The organism is Achromobacter sp. ACM05 (assembly GCF_019218915.1).
GTDB lineage: Bacteria > Pseudomonadota > Gammaproteobacteria > Burkholderiales > Burkholderiaceae_B > Achromobacter > Achromobacter animicus.
This window is the reverse complement of record NZ_JAHUWQ010000003.1, coordinates 637,717-657,442: the sequence shown is the minus strand read 5'-3', so window position 1 is coordinate 657,442 and position 19,726 is coordinate 637,717. Positions and strand designations below refer to the sequence as shown.

At 63.1% G+C, this 19,726-nt stretch carries 25 protein-coding genes; 11 read left to right on the top strand and 14 right to left on the bottom strand.

What is annotated here, in order from left to right:
• Positions 1–84 precede the first annotated feature (84 nt).
• From fnr to KW836_RS21445, 6 genes are all read left to right on the top strand, one after another.
• Entirely contained in the window at positions 85–813 is a 729-nt protein-coding gene (gene fnr, locus KW836_RS21470; RefSeq protein WP_175123532.1) for a fumarate/nitrate reduction transcriptional regulator Fnr, read from the top strand.
• A gap of 14 nt (positions 814–827) precedes the next feature.
• Complete coding sequence (locus KW836_RS21465; protein WP_218344702.1) at positions 828–1,997, top strand: hypothetical protein; 1,170 nt, start codon at positions 828–830, stop codon at positions 1,995–1,997.
• Between the two features lie 75 nt (positions 1,998–2,072).
• Positions 2,073–2,510 (top strand): helix-turn-helix transcriptional regulator, encoded by a 438-nt coding sequence (locus tag KW836_RS21460; protein WP_175123534.1) that lies wholly within the window; start codon positions 2,073–2,075, stop codon positions 2,508–2,510.
• The gene (locus tag KW836_RS21455) at positions 2,411–2,860 is read left to right on the top strand and encodes an SRPBCC domain-containing protein (RefSeq protein WP_175183880.1); all 450 of its coding nucleotides are present in this window, start codon (positions 2,411–2,413) and stop codon (positions 2,858–2,860) included. Before KW836_RS21460 ends, KW836_RS21455 begins: the two co-directional genes overlap by 100 nt.
• A gap of 78 nt (positions 2,861–2,938) precedes the next feature.
• Entirely contained in the window at positions 2,939–3,640 is a 702-nt protein-coding gene (locus tag KW836_RS21450; RefSeq protein WP_218344701.1) for a thioredoxin family protein, read from the top strand.
• A complete protein-coding gene (locus tag KW836_RS21445) occupies positions 3,591–4,148 on the top strand; it encodes a hypothetical protein (RefSeq protein ID WP_255596041.1) in 558 nt (185 codons plus the stop codon). The genes KW836_RS21450 and KW836_RS21445 overlap by 50 nt, the downstream gene beginning before the upstream one ends.
• Here the strand turns inward: KW836_RS21445 and KW836_RS21440 are convergent.
• The 7 genes from KW836_RS21440 to KW836_RS21410 all read right to left on the bottom strand — a co-directional run bounded on the left by KW836_RS21440 (position 4,129) and on the right by KW836_RS21410 (position 8,221).
• The gene (locus tag KW836_RS21440; protein ID WP_175123538.1) at positions 4,129–4,461 is read right to left on the bottom strand and encodes a 2Fe-2S iron-sulfur cluster-binding protein; all 333 of its coding nucleotides are present in this window, start codon (positions 4,459–4,461) and stop codon (positions 4,129–4,131) included. The genes KW836_RS21445 and KW836_RS21440 overlap by 20 nt on opposite strands.
• Before the next feature lie 24 nt (positions 4,462–4,485).
• Positions 4,486–5,073: an NUDIX domain-containing protein gene (locus KW836_RS21435; protein WP_218344700.1), complete on the bottom strand. Its 588-nt coding sequence runs from the start codon at positions 5,071–5,073 to the stop codon at positions 4,486–4,488.
• 85 nt (positions 5,074–5,158) lie between these two features.
• Positions 5,159–6,412 (bottom strand): Hsp70 family protein, encoded by a 1,254-nt coding sequence (locus tag KW836_RS21430; protein ID WP_218344699.1) that lies wholly within the window; start codon positions 6,410–6,412, stop codon positions 5,159–5,161.
• 76 nt (positions 6,413–6,488) lie between these two features.
• Entirely contained in the window at positions 6,489–6,812 is a 324-nt protein-coding gene (locus KW836_RS21425) for a hypothetical protein (RefSeq protein WP_218344698.1), read from the bottom strand.
• Between the two features lie 140 nt (positions 6,813–6,952).
• On the bottom strand, positions 6,953–7,177 hold the full coding sequence (locus KW836_RS21420; protein WP_218344794.1) for a DUF3820 family protein: 225 nt from the start codon (positions 7,175–7,177) through the stop codon (positions 6,953–6,955).
• A 5-nt stretch (positions 7,178–7,182) separates the two neighbouring features.
• Complete coding sequence (locus KW836_RS21415; RefSeq protein WP_218344697.1) at positions 7,183–7,731, bottom strand: cysteine hydrolase family protein; 549 nt, start codon at positions 7,729–7,731, stop codon at positions 7,183–7,185.
• A 10-nt stretch (positions 7,732–7,741) separates the two neighbouring features.
• Positions 7,742–8,221 (bottom strand): OsmC family protein, encoded by a 480-nt coding sequence (locus KW836_RS21410; protein ID WP_218344696.1) that lies wholly within the window; start codon positions 8,219–8,221, stop codon positions 7,742–7,744.
• 285 nt (positions 8,222–8,506) lie between these two features.
• Here KW836_RS21410 and KW836_RS21405 point away from each other — a divergent pair, with 285 nt between their 5' ends.
• Both KW836_RS21405 and KW836_RS21400 read left to right on the top strand, forming a co-directional pair.
• The gene (locus tag KW836_RS21405) at positions 8,507–8,932 is read left to right on the top strand and encodes a copper resistance protein NlpE (protein WP_175123544.1); all 426 of its coding nucleotides are present in this window, start codon (positions 8,507–8,509) and stop codon (positions 8,930–8,932) included.
• Positions 8,933–9,013: 81 nt separating this feature from the next.
• Positions 9,014–9,769: an ABC transporter substrate-binding protein gene (locus tag KW836_RS21400; RefSeq protein ID WP_218344695.1), complete on the top strand. Its 756-nt coding sequence runs from the start codon at positions 9,014–9,016 to the stop codon at positions 9,767–9,769.
• 69 nt (positions 9,770–9,838) lie between these two features.
• Here the strand turns inward: KW836_RS21400 and KW836_RS21395 are convergent, their stop codons facing one another.
• The 3 genes from KW836_RS21395 to KW836_RS21385 form a co-directional block, all read right to left on the bottom strand.
• Positions 9,839–10,171 carry a zinc ribbon domain-containing protein gene (locus KW836_RS21395; RefSeq protein ID WP_175138432.1) on the bottom strand — a complete coding sequence of 111 codons (333 nt, stop codon included), beginning with the start codon at positions 10,169–10,171 and terminating at the stop codon, positions 9,839–9,841.
• A gap of 9 nt (positions 10,172–10,180) precedes the next feature.
• Positions 10,181–11,410: a formamidase gene (fmdA, locus tag KW836_RS21390; protein WP_175138433.1), complete on the bottom strand. Its 1,230-nt coding sequence runs from the start codon at positions 11,408–11,410 to the stop codon at positions 10,181–10,183.
• 345 nt (positions 11,411–11,755) lie between these two features.
• A complete protein-coding gene (locus KW836_RS21385) occupies positions 11,756–12,340 on the bottom strand; it encodes a hypothetical protein (protein ID WP_246283032.1) in 585 nt (194 codons plus the stop codon).
• On the opposite strand from KW836_RS21385, the gene KW836_RS21380 reads away from it, so the two are divergent.
• Positions 12,326–12,694, top strand: coding sequence for a hypothetical protein (locus KW836_RS21380; protein WP_218344694.1), 369 nt, complete (start codon positions 12,326–12,328; stop codon positions 12,692–12,694). The two genes, KW836_RS21385 and KW836_RS21380, sit on opposite strands and share 15 nt — an antisense overlap.
• A 159-nt stretch (positions 12,695–12,853) precedes the next feature.
• On the opposite strand, the gene KW836_RS21375 is transcribed toward KW836_RS21380, so the two are convergent.
• On the bottom strand, positions 12,854–14,344 hold the full coding sequence (locus KW836_RS21375; protein ID WP_255596038.1) for an aminotransferase class V-fold PLP-dependent enzyme: 1,491 nt from the start codon (positions 14,342–14,344) through the stop codon (positions 12,854–12,856).
• Positions 14,345–14,452: 108 nt separating this feature from the next.
• Here KW836_RS21375 and KW836_RS21370 point away from each other — a divergent pair, with 108 nt between their 5' ends.
• Both KW836_RS21370 and KW836_RS21365 read left to right on the top strand, forming a co-directional pair.
• Positions 14,453–14,926 (top strand): Lrp/AsnC family transcriptional regulator, encoded by a 474-nt coding sequence (locus KW836_RS21370; protein WP_255596037.1) that lies wholly within the window; start codon positions 14,453–14,455, stop codon positions 14,924–14,926.
• A 230-nt stretch (positions 14,927–15,156) separates the two neighbouring features.
• Positions 15,157–16,818, top strand: coding sequence for an ABC-F family ATP-binding cassette domain-containing protein (locus KW836_RS21365; protein WP_218344693.1), 1,662 nt, complete (start codon positions 15,157–15,159; stop codon positions 16,816–16,818).
• Between the two features lie 453 nt (positions 16,819–17,271).
• Here the strand turns inward: KW836_RS21365 and KW836_RS21360 are convergent, their stop codons facing one another.
• The 3 genes from KW836_RS21360 to KW836_RS21350 form a co-directional block, all read right to left on the bottom strand.
• Positions 17,272–17,919, bottom strand: coding sequence for a tetratricopeptide repeat protein (locus KW836_RS21360; RefSeq protein WP_218344692.1), 648 nt, complete (start codon positions 17,917–17,919; stop codon positions 17,272–17,274).
• A gap of 128 nt (positions 17,920–18,047) precedes the next feature.
• The gene (locus KW836_RS21355) at positions 18,048–18,713 is read right to left on the bottom strand and encodes a hypothetical protein (protein WP_218344691.1); all 666 of its coding nucleotides are present in this window, start codon (positions 18,711–18,713) and stop codon (positions 18,048–18,050) included.
• Positions 18,714–18,945: 232 nt separating this feature from the next.
• Positions 18,946–19,719, bottom strand: coding sequence for a hypothetical protein (locus KW836_RS21350; protein WP_218344690.1), 774 nt, complete (start codon positions 19,717–19,719; stop codon positions 18,946–18,948).
• Positions 19,720–19,726: the final 7 nt, after the last annotated feature.

The following is a 19,726-nucleotide window of genomic DNA, read 5'->3' as shown; positions in this document are numbered from 1 at the left end:
ACAACGGACTACAATAGACGCCTGTCTCGTGCTTCACACCCGTTCCGGCGCCCGCCGTGCAATGGGCACTCTAAAGGTCATCGTATGCAAAAACGGGTCCCCATTGCCCCTGATGCCGCCCACTGTTCCACGTGCATGCTGGGTCACGTCTGCGTTCCCGTGGGCATGGCAGCCGCCGAAGTCGAAAAGCTGGACGAACTGGTCAAAGAGCGCGTCCGCGTGGAAAAAGGCAAGACGCTCTTTTCGCTGGATCATCCGCTCGACGCCGTCTACGGCGTGCGCTTCGGCAGCTTGAAAACGCAACTTGAAGACGCCACCGGCCAGATCCAGATCACCGGCTTCCATCTGCCCGGCGAGATCGTCGGCATGGACGGCATGCTGGATGGCAAGCACGTGTCGGCCGCCGTGGCCCTCGAAGATTCCGAGGTCTGCGTCATCCGCCTGAACGAAGTCGATCGCGTCGCGTCGCACCTGCCGTCGCTGCAACAGCAATTCCGCCGCCTCATGAGCCGCGAGATCACCCGCTCGCACCAGATGCTGGCGTCGCTGGGCTCCATGCGGTCGGAACAGCGCCTGGCCGCATTTCTGTTGAACCTCTCGCAGCGCTATGCGTCGCTGGGCTACTCGTCCACCGAGTTCGTGCTGCGCATGAGCCGCGAAGAAATCGGCAACTATCTGGGCCTGACGCTGGAAACGGTCAGCCGTCTGTTCTCGCGCTTTGCCCGCGACGGCCTCATCAAGATCAACCAGCGCGAAGTCCGCATCCTGGACCTGCCCGCGCTCAAGCAACTGCTGGGACTCGAAAGCTGCTGAGCGGTCGCCGCGCCATGCGCCGCGCGCCTGCCACATCCCTGACCCGCACGGCGCTGGCGGCCTCGCTCGCCCTGGCCACCCTGCTGGCTTGCGGCGCTGCGCATGCGCAGACGCCGCTGCCCGACCCCTACGACTACGACGAAGCCACGCCCGTGCCCAAGCGCGCGGCGCCGCTGCGCTGGCAGGCGGTTGAACTGGGCCGCCCCGGAAACCGGTACAAGATGCCGGTCTACGCCAACCGGGATCTGGCCAAGGACGACCTGCGCGGCATCAAGCAGGTGCTCATCGTCATCCACGGCGTCAAGCGCGACGCCGACAACTACTACGAAACCGCCGCCGCGCTGGTCGCCGCCGACCCGGCGCGCGCGGGCGACACGCTGGTGCTTGCCCCGCGGTTTTCCGGCTCGATCGACTCGGGCTTCGCGGGCATGGCCGCCTGGCGCAAGGCCAGCTGGGAAGACGGCCAGGAAAGCGTCCAGGCCACGGGCCGGCCCGCCCCCGTCACCTCGTTCCAGGTTCTGGACGACCTGCTGCGCAGCCTGGACGACCGCAAGCGCCTGCCGTCGCTCGCCGGCCTGGTGCTTGCCGGCCATTCGGCCGGCGCGCAGTTGGTGCACCGGTATGCGGTGCTGAACAACGTGGACGGGGTGTTGCGACGCGACGGCCTGACCCTGCGGTACGTGGTCGCCAACCCCTCTTCCTACCTGTACCTGACCAACGAACGGCCACGCGCCGACGGCAAGGGCTACGCGCCCTACGAGCGCGGCATCTGCCCCACCTACAACCAGTACAAGTACGGCACGGACAAGCTGCCCGCCTACGCCGGCGAATCCGACGATTCCCGCCTCTTCGTGCGCTACGCGGCGCGCGATGTGGTCTACCTGCTGGGCGGCGCGGACAACAACCCCGAGCACCGGCTGCTGGACAAAGCCTGCGGCGCCGAAGCCCAGGGCGCCACCCGGCTGGCGCGCGGCACGGGCTACGTCCAGTACGAGCACGTGCTGGCCGCCCGAGGCTCCAAGCCCGTCCCCCTGCGTCACAGCGCCTTCGAAGTCGGCGGCGTGGGCCACGACGGCAAGCGCATGTTCGGCTCGGTGTGCGGCGTGCGAGCGCTGCTGGGCGCCGAAGCCCCGGCCAGCAACACCGCCGCGGCCTGCGACATCATCAAGCCGCGCGGCAAGTAGCGCGCTTCACCCCTAGGGAAAGTCCGAAGCCATCGCGCTTGACACGCGCTTGTGGCAGACCTAAAACTTAACCTTATGGTTAAGTTAAATGATGATGCTCTCGATGCCATCTTCTCCGCGCTGGCGGATGGCACGCGCCGCCGGGTGCTGGCGGACCTGGAACAGGGCTCGGCCTCGGTCAGCACGCTGGCCCGACCCCACGCCATGTCCCTGCCCGCCTTTATGAAACACCTGCGGGTGCTGGAAGAGGCCGGCCTCATCGCGCGCGCCAAGGACGGGCGGGTCGTGCGCTGCACGCTGTCTCCCGAACCCATGCGCGCCGCCGCCGGCTGGCTGGCACGGTACGAAAGGTTCTGGACCGGCCAACTGGATTCGCTGGCGCGATATCTCTATCACGAAGAGGAAATCCACCCATGGAAAACCGAATCTCCCCCCTCGAGCTGCGGCTCCAGCGCCGCTTCGACGCCCCCGTCGAACGCGTCTGGCGAGCCTGGACCGACCCGCAAGCGCTGATGCGCTGGTTCGGCCCGGCAGGCACGCAACGCGTGTTGCTGGCCGAAACCGATGTGCGGGTGGGCGGCGCTTATGAAGTCGGCTTCATCACCGCAGACGGCGGGGAACACTACGCCAGCGGCCGCTACCAGGAAGTCGCGCTGCATCGCCGTCTGGTGTTCACCTGGGCATGGCGCGACACGCCGCAGGAAACCTCACTGATCACGCTGGACTTCACCTCGGCAGACGGGGGCACCGAGCTTGCCTTCCTGCAGGCACCGTTCGTCGACGAGCCCACCCGCGACGGCCACGAGAATGGCTGGTCCGGCGCCATGGACCGGCTGGCGGACCACCTGGCCGGCAAGGCCTGAACCTGGTGCCCCGGATCTGTACGCCGGATCCGAACTTGACCCCGGGCCCAAGCGCCCGGCACGCAAAGGAGACGCACGATGCAAACCGATCATCCCGTCGTATCCCGCCCCCAATGGACCGTTGCCCGCGAGGCGCTGTTGCGGCGCGAAAAGGAACTGACCCACGCCTCAGACGCCCTGGCCCGCGACCGCATGGCGCTGCCGTGGGTGCGAGTGGACAAGCCCTACCCCTTTGAAGGCGCGCACGGCATGCAAGGCCTGGATGCCCTGTTCCAAGGCAGGCGCCAGCTCATCGTCTATCACTTCATGTTCAGTCCGGACTGGGAGGACGGGTGCGTGGGCTGCTCGCTCCTGGCCGATCATCTGGACAGCGCGCTCATGCACCTGCGGCACCACGACGTGACGGTGGTGGCCGTCTCGCGCGCGCCGTATGCCCGCCTGGCCGCCTTCCAGGCCCGCATGGGCTGGCAGTTTGACTGGTACTCGTCAGCGGGCAGCGATTTCAATTTCGACTTCGAAGCCTCCGTGCCGCAGGCGGATGGCGCCGTCGAGGAACGTCCAGGGGCCAGCGCATTCTTCCGAGATCCCGACGGCGAAATCTTTCACACCTACTCGGCCTTCGAACGCGGCGTGGAGCGCCTGGCGGGGGCCTACAACTACCTCGACATCGCGCCGCTGGGCCGCAACGAAAACGGCCCGTATTTCGATGTTCGCGACTGGGTGCGCCACCATGACCGATACGGCGACACCCCGCGCCAAGCCTGCCACGGCCACCGCTAGGCCGCAGGCCACGGCCGGCATGGCTGGCCTGTGGCTGGTGTGCCTGGCGGCCATGGGCGCCGGACTGATTGTGGACACGTGGCGCACGCCCGCCGCGCTGTTGGCCAGCGAGTGCGGTGCGCCGGGAACGCTGGCGCAACTGGCATGGCGGCACGTCGTGCTGATGCCGGCCAGCTCGGCCGCGATGGCGCTGGCGGCGCTGCTGCCCTGGTCTCAGCTGTCCGGGACTCGATGGCCCTGGGTTCAATTGCTTTGGTCCCGAATGCCTCGGATCCGATGGCCCTGGCTGCGGCTGCAAGCCGGCGAACCGCCGCTGGCAAGCCGGGTGCTCTGCCTGGTCCTCATGGCGATCGGTATGGTGCTGGGCGCGCGCCTGGGCGTTCAGACAGCGCAGGCGCTGGGCGCTGCGCCGTTTTGGGGAATGGTGCTGGGCATGGCGGCAGGAATGGCCGCAGGCATGGCTGCGACCCTGTTGCCGGTCGCCGCGGTCAGCGTCTGGCGCCGGTAAGCGGGCGAACCGCGGGCGGCGCGGTCTCGATCAACGCGGCGCCGGGGGCCTGGATTTCCAGCGCCGACGTCGCCTGGGCCACGCACGGCAGGATCCAGCCCTCTTCCTTTTCGTCGCGCGACAGGCCGGGCCATTCGATGCCGTACACGATCGATCCGTCCAGCATCAGGCACATGCAGGCGCGGCAGGTGCCATTGCGGCACGAACTGGGCAGCTTGATCCCCGCGGCCTGCGCCGCCAGCAGTACGGACGTGCCGGCCGGCGCGTCAAAGCGCAGGCCCGAGGGCTGGACGAGAACCGGGTGCGAGCACATCGTCGTCAGGCTGCCCGCCGCCGCTCAGGCGACGTTGTCCTGCCAGTCCAGCTTCCAGGCGCCGGACAGCACGTTCTGCATCCACAGTACGCAGGTCAGCGTCTTGGCGTCGGTGACCTCACCCTGGCTGCACGCCGCCAGCAGCTCCTCGGGGTGCTTGCTGATGACATCCAGAAATTCATCCTGGTCGAGCTGGCGCTCGCCTGCCCGCAGGCCGCGCGCAAAGAAGATGTGAATGATTTCAGTGGAATAGGCGATGGCCAGATGCAAGGCGCCCGCATGGGCCCATTGGCCGGCGGTATAGCCCGTTTCCTCCAGCAGTTCCCGCTTGGCGCATACCAGCGGATCCTCACCCGGATCCAGCTTGCCCGCGGGAAATTCCGTCATCACGCGGCCGATGGGATATCGGAACTGCCGCTCGAGCAGCACCCGGCCATCGTCGAGCAGCGGAATCACCACCACCGCCCCCGGGTGCACCACGTACTCGCGGATACCGGTATGGCCGTTGGGCAGGCTGACGGTATCGCGGCGGATCTTCAGGAAGCTGCCGTTATACGGAGCCTCGCTTTCGAGGAGCGTTTCGACGAGATGGGTATCGGCGGGTCGGGTCATGAGGACGTCTGAATCGGAAACTGAGAGGGGCGGCGAGCCGTTGCCGGCTCGCCTGGCAGCTTACCACCGCCCCGCCGGCGGCCGGTCAGCCGAACTTGCGCGCGGCATCCAGCGCAAGACCCGCGCCGATGCTGCCGAAGAGATCGCCTTCCACGCTGCGCGCCTCGGGCACCAGCCGGGACACGCTTTCGCGCAGGCGCGGCACACGGCTTGAGCCGCCCGTGAAGAACACGGTATCCACGTCCGCCGTCGACACGCCCGCATCGCGCAGCAACTGGCCCACGGTGGTCTCGACCTTGTCGATCAAGCGTCCCACGCTCGCGTCGAACGACGGGCGCGTCACCTCGACACCCAGATCCGGCGCGACGCGCGACAGGTCGATGCGCGCGGCGGGCGCCTCGGACAGCGCGATCTTGGCTTCTTCCACCTGCACCGCCACCCAGTGGCCCGCACGCTCCTTCACCAGGTTCAGCAGCAGATCGATCTTCTGGCGGTCGCCGGCCTCGGCGCGGATATAGGCAAAATGCTCGGCCGCCTTGCGCGTGTAGGCCTGGTTGATGGTGTGCCAGCAGGCCAGGTTGCCGTATTGCGTCGACGGCACGTCCTTGCCGCTGCGCAACTGGCTGCCCAGGCCCAGCAGCGGCATCACGTGCGCCAGGCTCAATTGCTTGTCAAAATCCACCCCGCCGATATGCACGCCGCCGTAGGCCAGGATGTCGTCGCGGCGGTCCGGCTTGGCCGCGCGGTCCGGCCCCAGCCGGATCAGCGAAAAGTCCGACGTCCCCCCGCCGATGTCGATCACCAGCACCAGTTCCTCGCGGCTGATCTGCGACTCATAGTGGAAAGCGGCGGCCATCGGCTCGAACTGGAACTCGATGTCGGTAAACCCGACGTTGCGCGCGATCTCTTCCAGCGTGTCCTGCGCCATCTTGTCGGACGCGGGATGATCGTCCACGAAAAACACCGGACGGCCCAGCACGGCACGGGTAAAGCCGCGCCCGGCGGCGGTCTCGGCGCGCGCCTTCAATTCAGCGATGAAGCGCGTCAGCAGGACACGGAAAGGGATGGAACGGCCCTGCACTTCCGTAGAGCCGTCGATGAGCGAGCTGCCCAAGAGGCTCTTCATCGAGCGCATCAGGCGCCCGTCGTAACCCGCCAGGTAGTCGGAGATGGCCGCGCGGCCATAGCTGACCTCGGCGTCCTCGTCGTGAAAGAAGATGGCCGACGGCAAGGTGGTCTTGCCGTCCTCCAGCGCGAGGAGCGCGTGTTGGTCGGGACGGCTCCAGCCGACGGTGGAATTGGAGGTGCCGAAGTCGACGCCGCAGGCGGTGGAAATCATGGGAATTCAGGCGCTTAGAGCAAAACGGCGCACAAGTGTACCCGCTCTGGCTCCGGCCCTGGATTCCCCTGGGCGCTTATTGCTGCTGGCGGCGCTGTTCCAGTTCGCGCAGACATTGCTCGACGCCGGCCTGCATCTGCGCATTCGACGTGGCTGCGCGGTCCGACACCGTACGGCAGCGCTGGAACTCGGCCTGGCTTTGGGGCGTGTCGCGGATCGGTGCGGGCGGCGGGGCTTCGGGCGTTACGGTCATGCGCAGCGTCGAGGGTGGCGACAGGCTGCCCTGGGCCGAGGGAAACTGCATCTCCTGCGTGGCGCCGGGCGCGACGTTCTGGGCGTGGGCAGCGCCCGCCGCGCACAGGGCGGCAAACAGGAAAGCGGATACGTGTTTTTTGTTCATGGCGACCTCGGTTAGATGAGTCAGCGCCCGGGCCGAGGGCCGGGCGCACCGCCTAATCGTATCCCCGGTGGATGGCAGGCGTCGTGCCAAGACGCAACATCATCCCCGCCAGTTGTTTCCTGCGGTTTCCGCGGCGGGTCTCAGGACGCGCGCCGGGTCTTGCGCAGCGGATCCAGCAGCGATGACAAGCCGTTGTGATCCAGTTCGTGCATCAAGGCCAGCAAGCGGCCCAGCTCTCCCGACGGAAAGCCCTTGCGCGCGAACCACGCCAGATACGGTCCGGGCAGGTCGGCGATCAACCTGCCCTTGTACTTGCCAAACGGCATGTCGCGCGTCACCAGCAGCGCCAGCAGTTCGGGATCCATCACATTCATCGCGACGCACCGCCCGTAAAGAGATCAGCGGCCGCCACAGCGGCGATCTTCACACCAAAGCTGGAAATTGCCGGCAACGTGGCGTTGTGATGCGCCCGGATCTGGCCGCCGTCCGCATGAGGCTTGTCGTGCGTGGTATGCGCGTCGGCCGCCAGCGTGACCGCCAGCCCCAACCCCGCCGCCCGCCGCACGGTCGTGTCCACGCAGAACTCTGTCGCGTACCCGCACACCACCAGATGCGTAACGCCCCGCTTCGCCAACACCTGCCCCAATTCCGTTCGAAGAAACGAATCAGGCGTCGTCTTGCGGACACGGAAGTCGTCGGCGGCCGGCGCGAGGCGCGTATCCAGGTCCCACCCCGGCTCACCATGCGCCAGATCGGACCCGGGACTTTCATGCTGGACGTAAACAACCGGCGCACCGGCCGCACGGGCACGTTCGGCCAACGCATTGATGCGGGCCAGCACCTGCGCGGCCTCGAAGGGCGGCGGCGAGGTTTCGAACAACGCGCGTTGCACGTCGATCACGATCAGGGCGGATGTCATGGGAATGGCGTCAGGGGGAGGACTGGATCGCAATGCGCGGCTCGCACCGTACCGGAAAATTCACCGAATTGGCAATGAAGCAGCAGTGGTGCGCGCGTTCGTGCAGCTGTTCCGCCAGCGCGGCGTCGTCGCCCGCGCCGATGGTGACCTGGGGCCGCAACGTGACCGATGCAAACGCGCCGCCGCGTTCCGGATCTTCCTGCATGACGCCTTCGGCCTCGTCCCGATAGGCCTGCACGGTCACTCCTTCCACCGCGCACAGGTGCAGATACCAGAGCTTGTGGCACGCCGATAGCGAGGCCACCAGCATGTCTTCGGGATTCCAGCGCGAGGCATCGCCGCGGAAGGCGGGGTCCGACGATCCCGGCACCTCGGGCTTGCCGGCGGCCTGGATGACGTGGTCGCGGGAATAGGCCGCGTAGCCGGCCGTACCGGCGCCGGTGTTGCCGGTCCATTCGACGGTAACGCTGTAGTGATGCTCGCCTTTCATGCTGTAGTCCTGTTGCCTTGTGGTTCCGTTGCCTTGTGGTTCTGTTGCCTTGCGCCTCGCGGCCCTGTCGCCTTGTGCCGCTATCGCTGCGCCGGCAGCCTAATGCCGCCTCACGCGCAAGGAAGGCCGAGCTTAGCGCACGCCTGGCCGCGCCGGTTGGATGTTTATGACACGCATCGGCCTTACATCCCGTTTCAGCATGGGCCCGTTACTGTCCGTATCGTGAGGACGCGTCTGGCCATCTGAGATCAGCCAATAAGCCAGTCCGTCACACAGGAGCTCGCCATGATGAAAACCACCCTGACCTGCACCCTGAGTCTTGCGCTGCTCGCCGGCTGCGCCCCGTCAAAGCCCATCACCGCCCGATCGGTGCCGGTAGACCACCATACCTCCCGCGACTCCCTGGACTGGCCCGGCAGCTACGAAGGCACCCTGCCCTGCGCCGACTGCCCCGGCATCCGCGCCCGCCTGACGCTGATGAAGGATGGCCGCTACGAAAAGCTGACCCAGTACCTGGACCGCCAGCCACAGCCCGAGATCGTGACGGGCACCTTCAGTTGGGAGTCTGACGGCAGCACGATCCGGCTGGACGCCGCAGGCGATAGCCAGCGTTACTTCGTCGGCGAGAACCAGGTAACGATGCTCTACCGCGACGGCACGCGCCCCACCGGCCCGCTCGCGGCGCATTACGTGCTGCGCCGCGTGCAATAAGCCATCGCGCCGCCGCCGCCTTTGAGGCTATCCTCTGGCATCGACCGCGCCCGGCGGCGCGTTTCATCCAGCAAGGAAGCCATGAAGACCGATCACGAAATGCTGTCTGCCTTCGCCCCGACGGGCGCGCTGCGCGCGTCCATCAACCTGGGCAATCCCATCCTCGCCAACACCGATCCCGCCACCGGCCAGCCTGGTGGCGTGTCGGTGGACCTGGCCACTGAACTCGCGCGCCGGCTCAACGTGAAGCTGGAACTGGTGGTCTTCAAGTCCGCCGGCGAATCCGTCAATGCCGTCGCCGCCGAACAGGCCGACGTAGGCTTTTTCGCTATAGACCCGCTGCGCGGCGAACAGATCGCCTTCACCGCGCCGTATGTCGTTATCGAAGGCGCTTATCTGGTGCGCCAGGACTCGCCCATCGTCAACAAAGACGAGGTCGACCGCGCCGGCCACCGCGTCGTGGTCGGCAAGGGCAGCGCCTATGACCTGTACCTGACGCGCGAACTCAAGCAGGCCGAGATCTTTCGCGCCCCTACTTCGCCCGCCGTCGTCGACACCTTCGTGCAGGAAAACATGGAGGTCGCCGCGGGCGTCAAGCAACAACTCGAAGCCGACGCGCAGCGTCTGGGCGGGCTGCGCCTTCTGGACGGTCACTTCATGCTGATCCGCCAGGCCATGGGCGTGCCCAAGAGCCGCGGCGCCAAGGCCAGCGCCTACCTGGCCGCCTACGTGGAAGCCATGAAGAAATCCGGCTTTGTCGCCGAAGCGCTGGCGCGCCACAAGATCCAGGGCGCCGCCGTGGCGCCGCTGGAACCGGCGGCGCAGGCCCAGGCCTAGGCTGCCTCGCGACAACCTGCCGCACCGCAGGCCGGGCGCCATGCAGAGGCGCCCGGGCCGCAGCGTGCGTTAGTGACTGATCATCCAGGGCCGCGCGCCCGCGAATGACTTTGCGCCGTCTCGCGATGTGCGCGTTCTTCCCCGCGAACGCCCGCTGCCGCAGCACCCGCAGTTCATGCCGTGCCCCGCGCGCGTGCTGCGCGGCTCATTGGCGCTGCGCTCGTTCGCCGCGTGCGCCCGGTTCATGGCCGAGGACAGCGCCGACACCGCTGGGGCACCGCCCACAATGCGGTCCGACAACGCCCCGCACTGCGGGCAGGCCGCCGGATCCCGCCACTGCGCCAACCGCCGAAGCGCGGCAAAAGCGCCGCAATCCGCGCACGCATAGTCATACATCGGCATCGTCGTCTCCTACAGATCGCGCGACAGCGGCATGTCCACATCGCCCTTGATGTGCTTGACGGGACCGCTCGCGGACGGCTGGATGTCGAAGTCGAAGATCTCGGTGGGCAGCCAGAGCGTGGCGCACGAATTGGGAATGTCCACCACGCCGCTGATGTGCCCCTGCACCGGCGCGCACCCCAGCAGCGAATAAGCCTGCGCGCCCGAATAGCCGAACTTCTTCAGGTATTCGATGGCGTTCAGACACGCCTGCCGGTAGGCCACATTCACGTCCAGATAATGCTGCTTGCCCGCTTCATCGACGGAAATTCCCTCGAAGATCAGAAAGTCCTTATAGGCCGGCGTGATCGGACTGGGCTTGAAGATGGGGTTGCGGATCGCATACTTGTCCATGCCGCCCTTGATCAGCGATACGCGCATGTGCACCCAGCCGGCCATTTCGATGGCGCCGCAAAACGTGATCTCGCCATCGCCCTGCGAAAAATGCAGATCCCCCACCGACAGGCCGCCGCCCTTCACATACACCGGAAAGAACACCCGCGCCCCGCGCGACAAATCCTTGATGTCGCAATTGCCGCCATGCTCGCGCGGCGGAACCGTGCGCGCCCCCTCGCCCGCTGCGCGGTCGCGGTCGGCGCCCTGCAAGGCCCCCATGTGCGCGGTCTTGGGTGCTGGCGGATTGGCCAGCGGCGGCACGCGATCTGGATTGGTATCGATCAGGGCCTGCTCGCGCCGGTTCCATTCGTCCAGCAGCTTTCTGTCAGGCAGGCAGCCGATCAGCCCAGGATGGATAAGGCCCGCGAAATTGACGCCAGGGATGTGCCGGGACGACGTGAACATGCCGTGAAAGTCCCAGATCGATTTCTGTGCGTGCGGAAAATGGTCCGTCAGGAAGCCGCCGCCATTGTTGCGGCTGAAAAATCCGTTGAATCCCCACAGACTGTCCGGCTTGGCGCCGATATCCAGCAGATCAACCACCAGCAGATCGCCCGGCTCTGCACCCTCCACCCCCACGGGCCCGGACAGAAAATGCACGGTCGACAAATCCACGTCCCTCACGTCATCGGCACTGTCGTCATTCTTGATCGCGCCGCCCGTCCAGTCATAGGTTTCCAAAATGAAATCGTCCCCGGGCTTCACCCACACCGCCATCGGAATATCCGGATGCCAGCGGTTGTGGATCTGCTTGTTTTCGTAGGGGGATTGTTCCAGATCGACACTGATAAGCGTGTTTGTCATTCTCTTTCATCTCCGTCGTCAAGCGTTGATAAAACAGAAGGGGTGACCGCTGGCAGTTTGAAAGGAAGCAGCAACTCGGGCTTCGATAGCCATTGATCTGTTAAGGACGGTAGGACAGATTTTCAGAGCGGTAAACTGGCTTTTTGCACAGTGACTGATGCCTGTGCCACGGCTGCGTTGCGCAGCGCGCCGAGTATTACGCCGTGGGTAGGGTCCCTTATCCCGGACGCGTGCGGGACGCGTGCGGATGAGGCTTGCCGATAGCGCCACGCACCAATCGGCAAATGCGGTGCAGCGATCCGGCATTCTTCGGCCTCCGCACTGCCGCTTCAATGCAATGTCGCTTCAGCCCTGCAGAAGGATTCCCAGCCGGCTATTCCACGTGTCGCCATAGCCCTTTCCAGCGACAGGAATGCGGATCAATGGCCGTTTCAGGTCGTTGGTGGAAAAGTCGAAGTGAACGTTCAGGAACGACAGGTTTCCGCTGCCTGACGTCTCGGTCCATTTGAGCTGCCACTTGCGGATATAGGCAAAGTCCAGGACCTCGCCCGGGTCCTTTGCGCCATCCACCATGCACAGTTTCTGGCTTTGCGGATCGAACGCGATGACGACCTTCTTGTCCTTGTCGCTCAGAATCAACTCGCTGTCGACGCTGTCTTCCGGAAAGGCCGTGCCCAACCGCCGATTGTGTTCGCGAAACTTTGTCAACAACGCCTTGTGCCGCTTCTGCTGACGATGCACGGCCCAGGCGATCAACGCGACGATCGTCAGGACGATGGAAATGATATTGAACATGGAGTTGGCCTCCTGATGGCCGATAAACGCTGTATCGGCGTTAACGGCCGCACCGGCGAGAAACTTTAGCCAGCAGTTATGATGCAAGCCATTCATCACGCACCACGAAGGTTCTTCCGCATGGCCGTCTTGCACCGCCCGTCCCTCGCCATTCTTCTCATCATCGCCGCGTGCGTTAGCACGTCCGCATTTGCCGACGACGGCTGCATCGCGCGCGTCGATACCGAGCTGGCCCGCATCAAACAGGCTCAGGACGTCCAACGCACGCGCGAGGCCTCAAATAATCTGGAACTGAATCGGGAGCTGTGCCAGGGCCGGCTGGACCTGCTGGACGCGCGCTTTGCCTTAAGCGACGACTTCGAGGCGTGCCGCCGCGACGGCGTGCAGTTTTCGGATCAGGTCACGCGCACGTTGACGGGCGCGTCTGATGATCTTAGCGGCATGAAAGCCTCGTGGATCCGGACCTGCGGGCTGCACATGAAGGACTGATGACGGTATTGAAATACCGGCCGGGCATTGCGCCCGCGTTCTCATTCCCGTCGGCGGATACCGGTGCGATTCGCGCCATCGCTGCCGCCGTGTCCTGAAAAGACATCGCGATCGTGGCCGATCCAGCGGCCTCAATCGCGATCATCAACTACCTGGTTCCTATGCCGCCTGCTGGGCGGCATCGCGCGGAAAGAAAATCGCGCGGCTGGGATCAAAGCCATACAGGGATTCGTACTCCGGCGCGTCGGCCGCCAACGCAAGCACCGATTCCAGAATGAAGTCCGCCTTAGCGTCAGACAGCAGCGCGCTGAAATTCAACCGCACAAAGCCGGGCTTCTCGATCTCGCGGCCGTCCATGATCGCCTGCCGCATCTGCAGCGACTGTGCGTCGTCGATATCCAGCAAACGATGCACGTAAGGTCCCGCGCAAGCGCATCCGCCGCGCGCCTGAATGCCGAAGCGATCGCTCAACATGCGCGTCACCAGTTGCTGATGCACAAACCCGCCCTTGCCGTCGCGCACCCGGAAAGAGAAGATCGGCAAACGGTTCGCCGTCAAGGACCCTAGCAGCTCCAGACGCTCCGCGCCCTTCCAGGCGGCAAGCGCGCGCTGCACGAAGTGCGCATGGCGCTCCTGCATGAATTCCGCGCCCAGCGCTTCCTTCACCAGCACCACCAGTGCAGCGCGGATGTCCCCCACCACATTCGGCGTACCCGCTTCTTCCCGAGATTCCAGACTGCCGCTGTAATCATGTCCCACAGGCGAAACAAACTTCACCGTGCCGCCTCCCGGCCAGGTCGGCGTCGTGTCGAGCACCGCGTCGCGGCGCACGATCAATACGCCCGAGGCCCCGGGCCCGCCGATGAACTTGTGGGGTGAAAACACGATAGCGTCGATCTGCGCATCCGGCGCCGGCGACATCATGATGGGCAGGTACGGCGCGCCGCCCGCGTAGTCCCACAACATCTTCGCGCCGGCAGCCTTCACACGTCGCGTGATGCCCGCGACATCCGCCACGATGCCCGTCACGTTCGACGCGGCCGACAGCGCGCAAACCACCAGCGCATCTTTCGGCGCATCCAGCGCCCGCGCCAACTGCGCCAGATCCGGGCCGCCTTCGGGGCTTTCTGCCAGTTCAACGATCTCGGCGCCGCATTCGCGCCACGGCAGGATATTCGAATGATGCTCGTACGGTCCGATGATGACCCGAACCTTCCGGCCGGCAGCCACCGCCGCGTTCACGCCGAACAGATTCACCAGCCGGTTGATACCCGCCGTTGCGCCCGACCCCGAGAAAATCACCGCATGCTCATCGCCGGCGCCGCAGCATCGCGCAATGGCTGCGCGCGCCTCGCGCCGCAGCCGCGTAATGAAGCCCCCGCAGAACGAAGCCTCGGTGTGCGAATTGGCGTAATACGGCAGCACCTGTTCAAGCACAAAGCGTTCGACCTGCATCAGCGCCCGGCCCGACGCGACGTAGTCCGCGTAAACCAGAGGCTTCGAACCAAAAGGCCCGTCAATGCAGGCATCCTTGCCGATAAGCCCGTCGGCAAGCGCCGCCGGGATATCAGAAGTCTTCAGGCTGTCTTGGAACTGCTGCAACGGCGAAGCCGAGACGCGTACGGGCGCCTCGGCAAAAGGCATATTCATGGCGAGAGGGATCCGAAAAGTACGCAAATATCATACGATGGATGCCTTGATGAAACATCACCGTTTTTTTGCCATAAGCACGTGAAAACGGGTCATATGATCGAATCCATGGAAAAAATCGACAAGCTTGATCTAAGCATCATCTCTTGCCTGCAAAAAGACGGCGCGCTCTCGCAACGCGAGCTTGCCGACAGGGTCGGCTTGTCGCAGAACGCCTGCTGGCGCCGGCTTCAACGATTGAACGCCTGCGGCATCATCCGCGGCACCCGGGCCGAAGTCAGCCTGGTTGCGCTGGGTCTGGACCTCACTGTCTTCGTCATGATCCGCACCAGCCACCACGCCAAGGCCTGGGCCGATGGATTCCGAAAGCACGTCGAGCGTCTGCCCGAGGTCACGGAGTTCTATCGCATCGGCGGCGACTGGGACTATCTGATCAAAGTCGTGTGCCGCGGCATGGTCGGGTACGACCGGTTCTATCAGAAGCTGATCACGGACTTTGAGCTGTCCACGGTGACGGGGTTCTTCAGCATGGAAGCGATCATCGAAAACCGGCCGCCGGATCTGCGAATGCTGGAGGATTGAGGCGCGCGCGCGGGGTATCGATGGCGTTGCGTTCTGGTCGCTGGATTTCCTCGGCCTCGCTTTGAAATACACTGCTCGCGATGCGCCTAGGAACTTTCCTTTGGCACATTGCTCGAACCAACCTCATTCCCTCATCGCGGAGACCCGTCCGGCCATGACCCTCTAAGCCCTCCCCCAGATCACCGCTTGAGCTGCGCGCAACGCGTCTTATCGAATCCGGAGAGCTTCATATGGCCCAGTCTTCCCGCGCGCTCGCACCAGCGCATTCCCAGCCGCAATCCTCGGCGCCTTTCCTCAGCCTGCGTCACGTCAGCCACGCGCTGCCGGATGGACGCATCCTGCTCAACGACGTCAGCCACGACTTTGACGGCAGCAACCGCTATGGCCTTATCGGCCGCAACGGTGCGGGCAAATCCGTGCTGCTGCGTTTGGCGAACGGCGCTATGGAAACGCAATCCGGCCGAATTGTCCGCAGCGGCCGCATCGCCTACGTGCCTCAAGAACAACCGCGAACCGACGGCACCACATTGGCGGACATCGCCGGCATTGTGCTGATTCTGCGGGCCTTGTCCAGCATCGAAGCCGGCAGCACTTGCCAGTCAGACTTCGATCTGACCGACGGCCATTGGCGCATCCGCGATGAATGGACCCGCATGCTCGCCGACGCCGGCTTGCCCGCGTGGCAGCCCGATCACCCCGCCTCGATTGCCAGTGGCGGCGAGCTCACTCGCGTCGCGCTCGCTGGCGCCCTGATGCAGACCCCCGATGCCTTGCTGCTGGACGAACCCAGCAATCACCTGGACGCAGGCGCCCGCCGCTGGCTCATGGACCAGATCGACGCCTGGCGCGGCGGCTTGATCGTCGTCAGCCATGACAGAACGCTGCTGGACGCCATGTCCTGCATCGTCGAACTGGATCGCGGCACCCTCTCCGTGCATTCCGGCAACTACACAGCCTACCGTGACCATCGGGACCGTCTGAACGCCGCGCACGAAGCGTCTCTCGCTCACGCACGCAACGAACGCACTGCGACCCTGCGCACGCTGCGCCAACAGCACGACGCCCAACAACAACGTAACGCCCGCGACGCCCGCAAGGCCCGGGATGCGAACCAGGCGCCGATTCTGCTGGGGATGAAGAAGGCGAATGCCGAAGCTCATGCGGGCCGCGAGAACGTGCGGCGGCAGGACACCGTTGCCGCGTTGGACGATGCGGTAAGGCAGGCTGCTGCACAGATCGATCAATCGGCAGGCATTGCGCTCGCGCTGCCCGAAACTGCCGTGCCGCCGGGTCGCCGCGTTCTGCATCTGGAGCATGCGAAACCGCCCTATCCGGCGGACGTATGTGCGCTGACGATGACGCTGTCTGGCCCGTTCCGGTTGGCCATTCGCGGGCCGAACGGGTGCGGCAAGAGTACGTTGCTGTCTATGCTGGCTGGGGAGTTGGCTCCGCACGCGGGTGTATGCGACGTCCGTGTGCCGACGGCCATGCTGGATCAGCGGGCGTCCGTTATTCCGGAAGACAAATCGCTGCTGGAGACGCTGCAGGTGCTGGGCGCCACGTTAGCGGAAGGCGAGCTTCGCAGTCGATTGGCGTTGCTGGGCCTAGGGCCTGAGCTGGTCAATGCGCCCGCAGCGACATTGAGCGGCGGGGAGCGCCTCAAGGCGGCGCTGGCGTGCGCGTTGTGGCGGAAGACGCCTGCGCAGTTGCTATTGCTGGATGAGCCGACAAATCATCTGGATATTGAGTCGGCGGAGGCGATGGAGAAGGCGCTGCGAGCGTATCCCGGGGCGATGGTCGTGGTGTCGCATGATGAGGCGTTTTTGGAAGGGATTGCGCCTACGCATGAAATGGTTTGGGGGATCCAAGGCTGGCGGGTGACTGCGGAATGACGCATCGGCCGATGACGGATCCGTTAGAACCGATGGCCCCGATATGAGCGGGGTGAGGTTGCACTTACTCGCCACGCCTGACATCCCGAGAACAGACGCCAAACCCTCAATTGGAAGAGGAACGATTCAGACGCCACGAGTGGTACGAAAAGAATTGCTCAGGCGAGCGCGTATCAAACGAGTTCGCCTTGTGCGACTTCCTTTGCAGCACGTTTGACTACAGATCTGGTTTTGCCATGGCCCGGTAGCATCGAACACCTCAACGACGGTGAAGAACTCTTCTTAGTCGCAGCGGAAGGTGTCGATGCGTTCGTCCTTGTCCTCGCGGAGTTATCGAATGGACGCAGCAGCCAGAATAAAATCGACCGTCGGGACGTTCTTAACCTTCGAAAAAAGGCCGAGAGCATCTCATTCGCAGAAAACGGCTCGGAACAAGTCGCTCGACGACATCGATTAATCCTGCTTTACCTGAGACGGGGAAGCTTCAGGATACTTCGTCGATAATTCGGTGAACGGCGGCTCCTGAAAAACCTTTTGGTCACGCTCGCGCGCATCTGGTTTGGACTCCCTGATCAACGAGCGAACTTTGTCGACATCCGCCCGCGCCATTTCCGTCTGCTTCATCCGGTCGTAAGCGAGACCACGATAGGCATATGCCCATACATAGTCCGGTTGGTATCTCATGCCCTCAGAAAGCGCTTCTGCGGCACTCGACCAGTGCTGCAGCGCAATGAGCGAGCGTCCGAGATGGTAATAACTCGGCATGCCGGGGGTAGTGCCCTTTCCTCTAAGACCCATGTTGTTTTGGAGCATTGTCCGAAGCAACTCGACCGCCCGTTCCGGTTGTCCATCCTCCCGATAATCGCTGGCAAGTGAGATGATGTCCCAGCCTGTGCGGGGAGGCATCAAGCGCATTGATTCCTCACGGTCTGCGATGGCACGGGTGTAGTCCTTCTTTTGCGCGTGGGCAGCGGCACGCATTTGCAGCGACATCGCCCGAAATTTTGTCGGCGCGTCGGGCCAGCCCGAAAGACAATCGGACAGCAGCCGTATGACCTGGTCCGGATCCTCGAATCCTTCGCCGTCCTTGGTCAATTTCATGTTGCTTGTTTGCATGCAGGTGCGAGCGTGGCTAGTCGGTGAGCCTTCCGCTAAAGCCACCCTCGGCGTGACGGCGCATACCGAAAATAGAGCCAGGGGGACAACCAAGGTTGCTAAGTTGAGGAGTTTCATTGCGGATACTCGGCGTTGGTCAGGTCGGGACGCAAGACTTGGAGCAAAGCTGGCGTCACCGAACCCTGAAGCGTGCAAAAGACGTTCGTTTGGTTGGCGGTGCCACTCTCAAGGAAAAGTACGCGCTCGACGCTTCCATTTGCAGTCACCGTACCAGTCCCAGTGTTATTCGGCCGCCATGAATCTACCGGATCGCCAATCCTACGAATTTCAGCACGAGCCCAGGTATTTCCCGCATCGACGAGTTTCTCCGACGTAGGCAGAACGCTATTTATTTTCTTGGCTACCGCGTTGAGGCTACCCTCCGCGCGGAACCCCCAGAATACGAAACCGCCAAAGTCGATATCATAGGACACTTCGTCGTGCCATGCGATAAGACGTAGCCCGTCAATAATGATTGGCTCGCTAAAGACCTGATCCCGCCCCTTTTCAGCAAGCGGATTTTCCACCGCGATGGTCGCAGCCTTTCCGCGAGTTTTTACCTTTACGCCTGTTCCTAACAAATTAGGATTTTCCTTTAGCGCATTAAAAAGCGAAGCATCGCACCTCGCGAACAGACGGAGCGCCTCAGTTGGCGACACGTGGGAATTAGTTGCCGCAGAAGCTAAGTCGGTAGTAAACAGAAGAGTCGAGGCAAGCAGTGTCGATACAAGTCTGAACATTGAAAATTCTCTTAAATTAATTATTTAATTGGTCCTGCATTAAGAGGTCACTAGCTTCCCATCTTGGCCATCCCACATCAACCCAGCAGTTCGTAAAAACCTCCAGCTCTTCCCGCAAAGACGAAAGTGTTATCTTGGCAAGAGCCAAGCCTTACGCCCTTTGTGATCGCTTGACGACTGTCGGGTACGACGACCTACAGACTTCAGGCATTCAACCAGACAGTTGCGGTTTCTACTGAGGAAATTGAAAAGTGGGAGTTTTGTAAACGTGATCTGCAGAATTACCAGGCCTAAAAAATATATTGTCATCCAAATGATTCTTTACACGGTCTCGCACAGCATCCACCTCGGCATAGCGATCGTGCAAATCAAATAGGGATTCGGTAAGTTGAATATATACCGTTTCCGGCCCCAATTGCTCCACTCGGTATGCTGGTGCCGATAACAGTTTTTCCAGGCCGAAAAGGTTGACGTATGCCGGACCAAATATCTGAGCCCAAAGAATGTCCGGAAGTTTCTTAGACAAGGTGTGGGTAAAGACATGAATATTCCCCGCTGTTGGCGCGAACCCATTTTCGAATCCGACCATTTTGTACTCGGCCGCAACGCTATCGCAAAATGCATACTGCACACCGAACCGAACCGCTAGATGTTGAAGATAGCGAATTAACGCATCCACAGATTTTTGCGTTTCAGCTTTCACGTACATACCATGATTGGCAGACTGAGGTCCGCGCAACGGGTATGTTCTTTTTTTAAAACCACCCCACCCTTTTGGAGTGGACTTGCGTTTCCACATTATTGAATTTTCGGTATCGCCCAAGAGGTTGCGCACCTCCGCCATTGTTAGCTGCAGATTAATTGGCTCCACGAACCCCCAGCGTTCAGGACGAAATTCGGGCAAGTTTTCTAAAAAATCCTCAATAAGTCCGGAGAAAGCATCTGCATCCGCGAAGGAAGGCGTCAACAAAGCCGAACAATCAACATCTATAAAACGACTTTTCATTTTAGAT